Raw genomic sequence first — 13889 nt, 5'->3', positions numbered from 1 at the left:
GACACAGGCCTTGACCGAACTTTCGACCTCCTCCAACCGCACCGGCTGGCGCGGCCTGCTCCGCAAAGGCTGGCGCAACGTGCGCGCGGCCAGCGGACGGCAGCTTGCGGCGACCGCGCTGATGCTGGTAGCCGCGCTGCTGATCACGCGCTTCAGCTGGGACTTGCCGGTGGTGGGCAATGCAGAGGACGCGCTCTACGACTTGCGCAGCTTCGTCACCGCGCCCGTAGTCGATCAGGACCCGCGCATCCAGATCGTCGCCTATACCGACCAGACGCTGATCGCCGCCAAGAAGCGCTCTCCACTGGACCGGGGCCTGCTCGCCCGCGCGCTGCAAAAGCTTGACGGCATGGGCGCGAAAGCCATCGGCATCGACGTCCTGTTCGACCAGCCGCAGGACGAGGACGAGGCGCTCGTCGGCCAGCTTCGCGCCATGCGCACGCCGACCTTCGTCGCCTATGCCGACACCGCGACCAACAAGGACGATATCAATTACGAGCAGCAGCAGTACCTCAAGGGCCTGCTCGCCCGGCTCCATGGCACGCAGGCGCACCCCGCCTCGATCCGCCTGTCCAACTATCAGGGCGCCACGCGCGTCTGGCCCAGCATCGAGCCCGGCCTGCCTCCGCTGATCGGCCGCGCCATGGTCGGAGCCGGGCCTGACGCGGAGCGGGCGCGGGCGTTCGAAGGCTATGCCGGATCGATCCGTTATCGCCGCGCCGCCACCGATGCGCCGGTGTTCTCGATGCTGCCGATCGACCTCTTCGCGGCGCTGGACGATCCTGAAATGGCCGCCGCCCTCGCCGCGCAGATCAAGGACCGCTACGTCCTGATCGGCGGCGAGATCATCGATACCGATCAGGTGACCACCTCGCTCACCGCCTATACCGGATCGACGGTGCCGGGGATCGAGGTCCATGCCGCCACCATCGCCCAGATGCTGGACGGCGCGCGGATGACTCCAGTGGCGCCGTGGCAGCGTTGGGCCGTGGCTCTTCTGGTGATCCTTGCCGCCATGCTGACCGCACTCGTCGACGCGCGGGTCTGGCGCATGGCGCCGTTCCTTGCCGCGCAGCTTGTCGTGATCGGCGGCCTGCCGTTCCTGCTCCAGTGGCGCGGGGTCGAGACATACGGCACCCCGGCTTTCGGCTGGGTGGCGGGCTGGATCCTTGCCTTTACCGCCGTGTCCAGCGCCGTGCGCGCATCGGGCGCGGTGGAGCGGCGTTTCGCGCAGGATGCGCTCGGCAAGTACCTCCCACGCGACATCGCGCAGGAAATCATCGACAATCCCGAACGGCTCACGCTCTCGGGCAGCAAGCGCGAACTCTACATCCTGTTCAGCGATCTGGAGGGCTTCACCACGCTCTCGCACCAGCTTGAACCGGAAGTGGTGGCGCGGCTGCTCAACGACTATCTCGACCGGCTGACGCGCGTGGTGCTCGACCATGGCGGGCTGGTGGACAAATACGTCGGCGATGCCGTGGTCGCCTTCTGGGGCGCCCCGATCCCCCGGCCGGACGATGGCGAGAAAGCCGCCCGCTGCGCGCTCGCCATGTGGCAGGCGGGCGAGGATTTCCGGCGCTCCGTCGATCCCGCGCTGCCCCCCATCGGCCGCACCCGCGTCGGCGCCCATTACGGCGAGGCCGTGGTCGGCAACTTCGGCGGCGAGCGGCGCATCCAGTACACCGCGCTGGGCGATGCGATGAACACCGCGTCCCGGCTGGAATCGGCCAACAAGTCGCTCGGTACCTCGGTAGTAGTGAGCCGCGAGTTCGCCGAAAGATCCGGGCTGGACTGGTGGCGCCCGCTTGGCCGCGTGGTGCTGCGCGGACGCGCGCGCCCGGTCGATATCCTCGAACCCATGCCGGACATGCCTGCCGACGAACGCGAGGCGCTCGAAGCCGCCGTAGCGCTGATCGACAGCAATCCCGCCGCCGCCGCCGAGCGGCTGGCCCTGCTCGCCGCTGCCCGGCCCGATGACAAGCCGATTGCCTGCCTGCTCGAACGAACCCGTAAACTCCAAGGGGAGAAAGCCTATGTTCTGGCTTGACCGCCGCCCGCTGGCGCTGGGCGCCGCACTGATCGTTGCCGCACTTCCGGCCGTCGCCATGGCGGGTATCGTCGTCGCCTCCAGCGGCCCATCGGCCAAGGACTATCCGCCCGGCCGCAAGTTGCCGGACACCGCTTCCGTCACGCTCAAACCCTCGGACAGCGTCACCATTCTCGACGCCAAGGGCACGCGCGTACTCAAGGGCGCGGGCACCTACACGGTCGGCGCGCCTGCCGGTGCCAGCCGCAGCAGCACGTTCGTCGCCCTCACCCAGCAGCGCGACGCCAGCCGCGTGCGCACCGGAGCCGTGCGCGGCGCCGGGCCCAATGGCCAGCCGCTGCGTCCGAACTTGTGGTACGTCGACGTGACGGTGCCGGGCCCGGTCTGCGTGATTGCCGGTGTCCCGATCCGCGCCTGGCGACCGGAGATGGAGGGCGCGGTCAGCTACAGCACGGCTGCCGTCGTGAACCACAAGCCCGCCGGAAAACGCGCCGCACTGGCCTTTGCCGACAAGTCCACAGTCGCCGCCTGGGACGAGACTGCCGCCCCGGCCGAGGACGGCGCTTCCTACGAGGTGTCGGACGGATCCGCGCCGCCCGTGGACCTGACTTTCTCGGTCATTGCCCAGGCCCCGCGCGATCCCGAACAGCTGGCCGGCCAATTGATGGGGCGCGGCTGCAACGGGCAGCTCGCGGTACTGACCCATGCTCTGGCGCTTCCCAGCGACGGGCCGCACGAGGGCGCGATCGGCGAGCCGACCGGAGGGCCGAGCGATGGCGCCACAGACGGCGCCACCGACGGGGCCACGCTACCGCCGCAATGAATTGACGATCGGCCGGACAGGGGAAGTCCGGCGAGGGGGAATGTGAAATGAAACCGAATGCCTCGCATCGGGAATGGCTGCGAGTTTCCGGCATCGGCGGGGCGCTCTCCGCGCTGCTGGCGCCGGGGATGGCGCTTGCCCAGGTGGCGGCTCCGCTTCCGCTGCCCACTCCGCAGACGCGCGAGGAACTGAAGGCCGGGCAGGAAACCCCGCCGGCTACGCCCGCTCGCCCCCGCCTGACCATCGACGACGATATCGAGCGCGGCCCCTGCCCCCTTGCCGCGCCCGGTTTTGCCGCAACCCGCGTGCGGTTCTCCCGGGTCGAGTTCGGCGGATTGAAGGCCGTCGATCCGGCGATCCTCGACGATACCTGGCGGGACATGGCGGGCAAGGACCTGCCGGTTTCCGCGCTCTGCGAAGTGCGCGACCGCGCGGCGACGGCGCTGCGCGCGCTCGGCTACCTCGCCGCCGTGCAGATCCCGCCACAGCGGATCGAGAAGGACGGCACCGTCCATTTCGACGTGATGGTCGCCCACCTTGTCGAAGTGCAGGTGCGCGGCAGGCCGGGCCCGGCCGAGAAGCAGATCGCCGCCTATCTGAACCGGCTGACGCATGAGTCCTGGTTCAACACCCATCAGGCCGAGCGCCAGTTGCTGCTGCTGGGCGACATGCCGGGCTACGAAGTGCGCCTGACCTTGCGCCCCGCCAAGGGCAAGCCGGGCGACGTGGTGGGAGACCTGCTGGTTCACCGCCGCCCGTTCGAACTGGGCATCGGCCTCCAGAACCTCGGCTCCAGCAGCACCGGGCCCACGGGCGTCTTCGTGCAGGCCGCGCTCAACGGGCTGACCGGGCTGGCCGACCGCACCAGCTTCAGCCTGTTCAACACGCTCGATTTCGATGAGCAGACCGTGCTTCAGGCCGGCCACGAATTCGCCATCGGCACCAGCGGGCTGCGGCTTGGCGGCAATATCCTGTGGGGCCGTTCGGAGCCCTCCGGCCCGCTACGCTTCAAGACCGAGACGGTGGTGGGGGACGTGGGCCTAACCTATCCCGTGATCCGCCGCCGCGCGATGTCGCTGCGCGCCGGGGCCGGGCTGGAAGTGGTCGATCAGGACCTCAATTATGCAGGCGCACCGTTCACACGCGACCGACTGCGCGTGCTCTACGGCCGCCTTGCCTTCGACACCATCGACCATGACAGCCTGCTCGGGCGCGGGCGCTTTTCGCTGGGCGAGCCGCGCTGGCGACTGGGCGGGCTGGCCGAACTGCGGCAGGGGCTGCGCGGGCTTGGCGCCAGCGACGATTGCTCGCCGATCACCCAGTGTCTCGCACCGCATGTGCCGATCAGCAACCAGCTTGCCGATCCCAGCGCCTTCGTGATGCGCGCGCAAGTGAACGCGGAGTTCCGGCCCGTGCCGGGCATTACCCTCGCCCTCTCCCCCCGCGCGCAATATTCGCCGGACACGCTGCTGTCCTACGAGCAGTTCAGCCTGGGCAATTACACGATCGGACGCGGGCTTGATCCCGGCACGGTCGCGGGAGACAGCGGCATCGGCGCCGCGTTCGAGGTGCGCTACGGACGGCTTTCCGGACGGCGCAGCGGCGGCCTCGTGGTTCAGCCCTATGCCTTCGTCGATGCTGGCTGGGCATGGCGCCATCGGCCCGGCGCGCTTGAAAATCCGGACGAGGCATGGACCGCCGGCGGCGGCCTGCGCGGCCGCTGGAACGACCGTTTCGACGGCAATCTCTCGCTCGCCGTTCCGCTTAACCGCACCGGCCTTCAGGCCGAACGCGGCGACGTGCGCGTACTCTTCACCATCAGGGCACGGCTGCTGCCGTGGGATGCGTCATGATCCAGAACCGCATTTCAATGGCGCTTGCCGGTGCCAGCATTCCCGCGCTGGTGCTCGCCGCCCTGCTCCCGCGCGCGGCCACGGCGCAGTCGTTCCAGGGCACCGGAACCGTCACCACCGGCAACGCCACGATCAACACCGGCACCGGCACCACGCAAGTGCAGGTCAGCTCGAACCAGACGGTGATCGACTGGGTGGCGCCCGATTCCGGCGGCGGGCCGGTCAACTTCCAGCCCGCCGGCACCACCGCCAGCTTCACCACCGGCAGCGGTTTTTCGGGCACGGACTACACCGTGCTCAACCGCATCGTCACGCAGGACACGCTGGGCGCGCCGACCAATTCGGCCGTCCAGTTCAACGGCACCGTGCAGAGCGACCTGCTGGGCGGAACCGGCGGCAACGTGTGGTTCTATTCGCCCAACGGCATCATCGTCGGGGCCTCCGCGCAGTTTTCGGTCGGCGGGCTGGTGCTCACCACCGATCCCATCGACACGACGGGCGGACTTTACGGCCCGAACGGGGAGATCCGCTTCACCGCGCCGTCGAACGGGGCCTCGCTGGTCAGTATCGCCGGCGGCGCGCAGATCACCGCCAGCCTCAACCCGCAGGCGCCGAACAACGGATCCTACATCGCCATCGTCTCCCCCCGCATCGAGCAGGGCGGCACCGTGCGCGCGGACGGGCCCATCGCCTATGTCGCCGCCAATGCCGCCGACATCACGATGAACGCGGGCATGTTCGACATCGCCGTCTCCTCCGGCACCGACGATCCCAATGGCATCGTCCATACCGGATCGACCGGCGGCAGCAGCTCGGCCGGGGCCGCCGATCCGCGCGTGATCCGCATGGTGGCGGTCAGCAAGAACGATGGCCTGACCATGCTTCTTTCGGGCAGCATCGGCTACGACGCGGCGGCCTCCGCCACCGATGACAGCAATGCCGTGATCTTGACCGCCGGTCACGGGATCGACGGCGTCGATGCCGCTGCCGTCACGGCCGATCCCTCCAACATCACCGTCGGCGATGCCCACTTCACTTCGGCGATGACGGCGAATGTCACCGGCAGCATCCACGTGACCCCCACGATCCAGACGGTGTTCGACAATTCCGTACAGTTGAACGCCATCGATACGATCCAGCTCGACGCGCTGGGCGGTGCCTCGATCATCGACAACAACCCGACGACTTCCAGCGCATTCTCGGCCTATGCCGGCTATGCCGAGCGGGGCGGCACCATTGCGATCAACGTCGGCACCGGCAGCACATTCTCGATTGGCGGCGCTCTTCAGCTCTCGGCCCGGGGCGATTTCGACAATGCCCTTTCGACCAGCGGCGATGCCGTCGGCGGCACCATATCGCTGACGAACAGCGGCGGTAGCCTCTCTGCCCTTTATGGAGATTTCAACGTCAGTGCCGTTGGCGGGCTGAATGCGATCGACGGCGGCAGCGCAACGGCCGGCACGATCACCATCGCCAGCGACGGCCCGATGAACATGCAATCCCTGGCCCTCACCGCCAGTGCCTTTGGCGCGGATAGCGATTATCCCGGCAGCGCGGGCGGCCTTGCCAGAGGCGGCACGATCCAGCTTTCACTGACCGGCAATGGCAGCCTGACCAGCGGCTACCTGCAAGTTTACGCCACAGGCGAAGGCGGCAGGGGGGCTGTCGCGGGCGGAGACGCATACGGCGGTTCCGTCACCATTTCGACAGGCGCAAACACCGCGTGGAATGCCAGCAACTTTTACAACGGCGATGTCCGCATCGATGCCACCGCCAGAGGCGGCGATGGCGGGGACGGCATCGGCGGGAATGGGTACGGCGGGCGGGCCGAGCTTGTCAGCAGCGGCGGCGTGCTCGATTTCGGCTATGTCTCGCTGGGCGCAGACGGCCATGGCGGCGACTCCAGCGCCCAGTCCGGCAATGGTTTTGGCGGCACTGCGGGCATCTCGCTAACCGGCGGCACTTACGACTGGGACGGCATCACTCTTAACGCAAACGCCGCTGCGGGCGGGGTCGATAGCGGCTCCGGCATCGGCGGCAACGCTACCGGCAGCCTGACCGGCGGCGCCAATCTGGCGCTGAACGGCGCGACCGTCACGCTGACCGGCGAACTCTATGTAACGGCCGATGCCAGCGGTGCGACGAACGGGCAGCCCGGCGCCTTTGCTTCGGCGGGCCACGCCGGCGTCGCGCTGAGCGGCGGCTCCTCGCTCACGATGGAAGGCTCTGCCACGGTCAGCGCCCTGGCGACGATGAACCTGGAAGGCCTCGGTTCCGTTCCCTTGAACAGCCCGTCGCTGACCGGCGGCGAGGCAGTGCTCTCGATCGACGGCTCCAACTTCGATTCCAGTGACGTGTCCGTCCTCGCCAATGTCTCAGGCGTCGGCGCCTTGCAGGATGCCGGAACGATGACCGGCGGAACCGCGCGGCTGAGCGTGGCGAACGGCGGCACCCTGCAAGTGCGCGCCAATTCCAGCTACGGCTATGCCGGCGTGCTCTCGGTCGATGCCAGCGCTTCGGGTAATTTCCAGGGCTATATCGACGGGGTTTACGGCACGGTCGACACAGGCGCAGGCGCCAGCGCCATCGGCGGCACCGCGCAGATCGGCCTCGCGGGCGGCACGATCGCGGTGGACAGCACCGGCACCGTCAATGCCAGCGGCAACGGCGGGCCCGCCGGGAACGCCGCCAGTGGCAGCGGCACCGGCGGCACCGCCTCCCTCACGATCACCGGCGGCACGATGTCGCTGAACGGCGCGCTCACCGTGATGGCGGAGGGGACCAGCGGCGATAACGGCGGCGGCTTCGGCACCGGCAATGCGGCGGGCGGCCTTGCCTCCATCGACGTCACGGGCGGCGCGCTCAATGTCTACGCCAACATGCTGACGGTTTCGGCCAATGCGCTGGCTGGCGACACCGCCCCCGATACCACCGCCACGGCGGGCAACGCCATCGGCGGTACGGCGCGGTTGCAGGCCTCCGGCGGCGGGGTCTTTGCCGAGGGTCAGGCGCTCGTCAGCGCCAACGGCAGCGGCGGTCTCTCGAACGATGCGACCGGGGGCTCCGGCACGGGCGGTTCCGCGATGATCGCCAACAGCGGTAGCGGCACGATGGGGCTGGTCGGCCCGGTGACGGTGCTGGCTATCGGCACGGGCGGAAACGGCAATGGCGCGACGGGTCTGGGCGGAGACGCCCGTGGCGGCAGCGCCTTGGTCGACCAGTCGGGAGCGGGCGGAACGCTCGTCATCAGCGGAGACCTCACGGTCGGCGCCGGCGCGACCGCCGGTTACAGCGGCGCCGACAGCGCCGCGCTCGGCACGGCCACCGGCGGTACCGCCGCGCTGCTTTCGCGCGCGGGCGACGCGCGGATCGGCGGCAACGTCTCGCTCGATGCTTCGGCACTCCCGGGCGGCAGCGCGCTGCTTCCCCCGCCGCCGACAGTGGCGGGACTTGTCCAACTCGGCAGCGCGAATGCGGCTTCGGGGGGCTACCTGACGATCGGCGGAAACCTGACTGCCCGCGCGGAAGGAGACGCCGCCCGCAGCGATGGACTCGGGTTCAGCGGCGCAGCGGCGGGCGCACCGATCACCGTCTTCGGCCAGACCGCCATTACCGCGACCGGCAACATCGATCTTGCCATGACGGGCGCCGTCGGAAGCCTCAACAGCACCGGTTCGATCGTGGTTTCCTCGACACAGGGCGCGGTCACGGGTACCGGCGCGCTTTCCAGCATCGGCGCCGTCTCGATCTCGGCGCCAGGCGGCATCGCCCTCTCCCAGATCACGTCCAACGGGGATATCCTGCTGCAATCGGCGCTCGGCGCGGTTTCGATCACCGACATGCTTTTGAACGGGGTGGTCACCGTTTCCGGCCGTTCGGTCGACATCAGTTCGGCCGGCGCCCTGACATTTGCAGACGCCGACGCGACGGGCGGCGCGCTCTCGCTGACGGCGAGCGGCGAACTCGTCGTTAATACCGTCGATGCCACGGGCGCGGTCACTCTCACCAGCGGCTTGCAGGTCGTGTCCAACGGCGCAGTGAACGGCAGTTCGGTCACATACTCGGCCGGTACCGACATCACCACTGCCGCTCCGGTCACGGCATCGGGTGACCTGACGATGACCGCGCTCGGCGGCATCTCCGCCGGCGCATTGAGCGGCGGCGGGAATGTTTCGCTCATTGCGGGCGATGGCGGCGTGGTGCTCGGCGATGTCGTGCAGGCCGGTGGCCTGCTCGCCGTCTCCAGCGGAGCGGACATAACCACGCTTGCCGCCGTGAGCGGCAATTCGATCACCTTCTCGGCCGGGGGCGATATCGCGAATTCCGCGCCTGTCACTGCGTTCGGCGATATCACCATGCAAGCCGTGGGGAACCTGTCCGCAGGCATGCTGAATGGCGGCGGGAACGTCTCGCTTACGGCCACCAACGGCGACGTGACGCTTGGTGATACGGTGCAGGCCGGTCGGTCACTCGTCATTTCCAGTGGGGCGAATGTCACCATGCCGGCTGCATTGTCCGCTGGCGCGGACATGAGGATTACCGCCGGGCATGATCTCACCGCGGATGGCGACCTTACCGCTGGTGGGGGAATTGATCTTGCTGCAGGCAATCTCGCGACGCTTGGCGGGGCAGTTGCGGGGGCAACGATCTCGGTCGCCTCTGCAGACATCGCCATCGGGCGCCGTGCGCAAGTCGGCCGACGCGGCACGACGCAGACGGTCCGTTTCACCAACTCGTCCGGCGACACCACGACGTGGCTCGGCGGAACCGCCCAGACCGGCGGTTACAGTCTCGACGCTGCGGAATTCGCGCAGGTCTTCGCCGACCAGTCGATTGCCGTCGCGGCCGGGCAGTCGAGCCAGCCGGGCGACATGGTGGTGGACGCCCTTTCCCTGAGCTTCGGTGCATCGGGGCAGATCGGCACCGGTGGATCTCTGCTGCTATCCTCGCCCGGCCGGATCGCCGTGACCGGGCCGCTTGCCCTGCAAACGTCCTCGGCCAGCGACAGTCTCGGGATCGACGCCGGCAGTCTCGAAGTGGTGACCGACGCCGGCGGCATTGCGCTGGCGGACAGTGCGGGCGCACGACAAGGCCGCCTCAACGTCAATGCCGATCGCTTCGTGGTCGCCAGCAGCGCCGCCATTACCGCGCTCGATCAGGCCACCGGGATCGCCGCCATCAATGCGGCGATGGACACGCCCCCTGCCACCAGCGGGACCGGCGGCGTCAGTGCCGGAGCGATCACCGCCACGGTGCGGGACGGGATCTATGTGCAGAACACGGGCGCCTCGACCGCCTATGCCGATCGGCGCGGGTTCAATGTGGGAGCCCTCACCATCGCCACCGGATCGCGGGCCACGCGGATCGTCATCAACGGCGTGACCTACGATGCCAATGGCCAGATCGTTACCGGGCTCGACACCGTGGGCACTATCGCCATCAACGGATCCTATGCGGCTGGTTCGACGGTCAACGGTTGCGCCATCGGCGGCAATTGCGGCCTGATCGTGCAGCCCGCAATCGTGGCCCCGGTCCTGACCAAGGGCGACCTTCAGGGCGCTCTCGATCCTGATGACACGCCCACCACGCCGCTCGCGCAGATCACCGTGTCGCCCATCACGGTCGACGTGCCCGAATTCCAGCCGGGCGAGAACCTGCCGTTGGTCGACGATCCCGTCACCGGCATCGGCAACGAAGACCTCTGGGAGGCTGGTTGCTCTTCCGGCGCGCAAGGTTGCGCGGGAGACAGCAGCAAGTGATTGCGAAGAAACGGAAGTCCCTGCTGGCCCGGCTGCTGGTCATCGCGCTTGCCTGCCTGACTGCGGCAACGATGGCACAGGCGGCCAACTACCTCGGTGTCGCCAGTTGCGCGGGATCGACCTGCCACGGGCGCGGCGAAGGCGATGGCAAAGTCGTGCGGCAGGACGAACTGCGGTTGTGGCAAGACCCGTCCAGCCCCGCCGGTGCCCACTCGCGCGCGGCGGCGGTACTTTCCGGAACGCGCGGCCAGAGGATCGCGGCGGCGCTGGGGCTTGGCAGCGCGGCTTCGGCGCCGGCGTGCCTTGGCTGCCATGCTACCAATGCGCCCGCCGCCGCGCGGGGCGAACGCTATCAGGCGTCCGACGGGGTGGGCTGCGAATCCTGCCACGGCGCGGCTTCGGGCTGGATTTCCAGCCACTATGCCATGCCCGCCAGCCATGCCGGCAATCTGGCCGCCGGGATGACCGCGCTAGACAAGCCGCAAGTGCGCGCCCGCGTTTGCCTCGATTGCCATTACGGCAGCGACAAGCCGGGGCAGTTCGTCACCCATGCGATGATGGCCGCCGGGCACCCGCGCGTTTCCTTCGAACTGGACCTGTTCTCCGCGCTGCAGGCGCATTACGACCTCGACGGCGACTATGCGAAGCGCAAGGGCCGGCTGGACAGCGTGCAGCTTTGGGCCGTCGGGCAGGCTGAGGCGATCCGCCGCCAGACGCGGCTTTTCGCCGATCCCGCGCTGGCGAACGAGGGCCTGTTCCCGCAGTTCACCTTCTTCGACTGCCATTCGTGCCACCGCCCGATCAGCGACGATCCGGGCGCGGTCCGCAAGTTCGAGGTCAATCCCGGCCGGCCGATCCCCTTCGGCAATCCCCCCTTCAATGACGAGAACATGATCATGCTGTCGGCCGTTGCCGCCACGCTCGCCCCGGCGGAAGCCGCGCGTTTCGATGCCGCCGCGCGCGGCTTCCATGCCGCCATGGCCAAGGGCCGCCCGCAGAGCGTGGCCGCCGCGCAAGCACTGGGCACAGCCGCAGCAACTCTTTCAGACACTCTGGCCGCACGCACTTATTCGGGCGACACCGCCTTTTCGGTGATCGCCGCGATTTCGGGCAAGACCACGACCGCGCGCTTCACCGACTATACCGGATCGGCGCAGGCGGTGATGGCAGTGGACACCCTGCTGAACGCGCTGGTGCGCGACGGCCGCGTCACCGTGGGCGCCGCTGCCGGTATCCGGGGCGAAATCAACCGCGCCTATGCCGCCACCGCCGCGCCCGAGCGTTTCGATCCCCCCGCCTTCCGCGCCGCGCTGGGCCAGGCCACCCGCGCGATCGGAGCGTTGCACTGATGCGCCTGCGATCGATAATCGCCATTGCCGCCTTCGCTCTGCTCGCCGCCTGCGGGGGGAGTGACGGGTCTTCCGGCGGAACTTCCGGAAGCGGTTCGGGCGGCAGCAGTTCCGGCGGCAGTTCTTCGGGTGGAGGCACGGGCACCGTACTGGGCGAATATACCGCGCCCGCGCAGCTTGCGCTGACATCGGCCCAAGTGGGCAAAGTCGTCGCGCAGGCCGCCGCGCAGGCCAGCCAATCGGGCCATCCCGGCACGATCGCGGTGGTGGACCGGGTGGGCAACGTGCTGGCCGTGTTCCGGATGAACGGCGCGCCGGCCACGGCAAAAATCCCCGATGCGCCGAACGGCCAGAACATCGACATTCAGGGCCTTTCGGTCCCGTCCGAAGCTGCCGCCATCGCCAAGGCCGTGACCGGGGCGTACTTGTCCAGCGGTGGCAATGCCTTCTCCACGCGCACCGCCAGCATGATCGTGCAGCAGCACTTCCCGCCCGCGCCAAGCACTGTGGGGCTGGAGAGCGGGCCGCTGTTCGGCGTGCAGTTCAGCCAGCTTCCCTGCTCCGATTTCGCGCAGCGTTTTCAGGCGTCCGGCAATGCCGCGATGATCGGGCCCAAGCGTTCTCCGCTGGGGCTTTCGGCCGATCCGGGGGGCTTTCCGCTCTATATCGACGGCGTGCTGGTCGGCGGCGTGGGCGTCAGTGCGGACGGGGCCTATTCGCTCGATACCAATGTGCTCGACACCGATACCGACATCGACGAGCAAATCGCGCTGGCGGGCACAGTGGGCTTCGAGGCTCCTGCCAGCATTCAGGCCGACCGCATTTATGTGGACGGCACACAGCTGCGCTATTCGGACGCGGTCTACACCGGCCTGTTCGACGTTTCCGCCGCTACATACGCGCAGACCGCGCCCGCGCTGGGCAGCCTCGTCACCGTGCGCGGCTACTTCGAGACCGCCACTTTGCGCGCAGGCACCGCCTATGGCTCCGAAAGCTCCGGCATTCGCGCCTCCACCAGCGCCGAGTTTTCCGACCGTGACGCCTTCGTGCTGACCGACGGCAGCGGCGCCAATCGCTTCCCGATCCGCGCCGCCACCGATGGCGGAGACGTGGCCCAGCCGCTCACTGCCGACGAAGTGCGCACGGTGCTGGAACAGGCCTTCGCGATCATGACCCGCGCCCGCGCCCAGATCCGTCAACCGCTGGACAGCCGCGCGCAAGTGACGATCTCCATGGTCGATACGCATGGCGCGGTGCTGGGCATTGTCCGCGCACCCGATGCGCCGATCTTCGGCGCGGACGTTTCGCTTCAGAAGGCGCGCACCGCCGCGTTCTTCTCTGGCAGCCACGCGGGTAGCGATCTCCTGGCCGATCCCAGCGCCGATGTGCAGGGCTTCGTCGGCAAAGTGCGCACGTTCCTGAACGATGCCAATGCGCTGACCGGCACTTACGCCTTTGCCGATCGTTCGGGCGGCAACCTGTCACGCCCCTATTTCCCCGATGGCGAAGTGGGCAATCCGAACGGGCCGCTCTCACGCCCGATCGCGCAGTGGAACCCGTTCTCCACCGGGCTGCAATCGGCACTGGTGCTGACCAACCTTGCCCAGCACCTGAACTATGTGACCGGGGCCAGCGCGGCCGATACGCAGGCGCGCTGCACGTATCTGCCCGATGCGGCCAGCGGCCAGAATCGTTTGCAGAACGGCATCCAGATCTTTCCCGGATCGGTGCCGATCTATCGCGGCAATGTGCTGGTGGGCGCCATCGGCGTGTCGGGCGACGGCATCGATCAGGACGACATGATCTCGTTCCTCGGCACCAACAATGCCGGGGTCAAGCTGGGCACGCTGGGCAATGCCCCGGCGGCGATCCGGGCGGACCAGATCGTGGTGAACGTGAACGGCAGCGGCGTACGGCTGCGCTATATCAATTGCCCGTTCGCGCCGTTCCTGGACACCAGCGACCAGAACGTCTGCCAGGGACTATGACGTGCTGAGCGCCCTTCTCGTCCCCCTGATAGTCGCGCAGGCGGCGCCGCCCGCTGCTGAGCCGCCG

General features: G+C 68.5%; 6 protein-coding genes. All 6 read left to right on the top strand.

Going from position 1 to position 13889, the window contains the following annotated elements; all coding sequences use genetic code 11:
- Window positions 1–10: 10 nt before the first annotated feature.
- From EDF56_RS16750 to EDF56_RS16725, 6 genes are read left to right on the top strand one after another with little or no spacing between them, the layout of a single operon-like run.
- A complete protein-coding gene (locus EDF56_RS16750) occupies window positions 11–2050 on the top strand; it encodes an adenylate/guanylate cyclase domain-containing protein (RefSeq protein WP_243652651.1) in 2040 nt (679 codons plus the stop codon).
- Window positions 2037–2873: a hypothetical protein gene (locus EDF56_RS16745; protein ID WP_132389418.1), complete on the top strand. Its 837-nt coding sequence runs from the start codon at window positions 2037–2039 to the stop codon at window positions 2871–2873. Before EDF56_RS16750 ends, EDF56_RS16745 begins: the two co-directional genes overlap by 14 nt.
- A gap of 47 nt (window positions 2874–2920) precedes the next feature.
- On the top strand, window positions 2921–4726 hold the full coding sequence (locus EDF56_RS16740) for a ShlB/FhaC/HecB family hemolysin secretion/activation protein (RefSeq protein ID WP_132389416.1): 1806 nt from the start codon (window positions 2921–2923) through the stop codon (window positions 4724–4726).
- Window positions 4723–10485, top strand: coding sequence for a hypothetical protein (locus EDF56_RS16735; protein ID WP_132389414.1), 5763 nt, complete (start codon window positions 4723–4725; stop codon window positions 10483–10485). Before EDF56_RS16740 ends, EDF56_RS16735 begins: the two co-directional genes overlap by 4 nt.
- On the top strand, window positions 10482–11834 hold the full coding sequence (locus EDF56_RS16730; protein ID WP_347812989.1) for a multiheme c-type cytochrome: 1353 nt from the start codon (window positions 10482–10484) through the stop codon (window positions 11832–11834). Before EDF56_RS16735 ends, EDF56_RS16730 begins: the two co-directional genes overlap by 4 nt.
- Complete coding sequence (locus EDF56_RS16725; RefSeq protein ID WP_132389412.1) at window positions 11834–13822, top strand: heme-binding protein; 1989 nt, start codon at window positions 11834–11836, stop codon at window positions 13820–13822. The genes EDF56_RS16730 and EDF56_RS16725 overlap by 1 nt, the downstream gene beginning before the upstream one ends.
- Window positions 13823–13889: the final 67 nt, after the last annotated feature.

The sequence above is a fragment of the Novosphingobium sp. PhB165 genome (assembly GCF_004341845.1).
Taxonomy (GTDB): Bacteria; Pseudomonadota; Alphaproteobacteria; order Sphingomonadales; family Sphingomonadaceae; genus Novosphingobium.
Note: the sequence above shows the minus strand (reverse complement) of the source record. Positions and strands in the feature narration are given on the sequence as shown.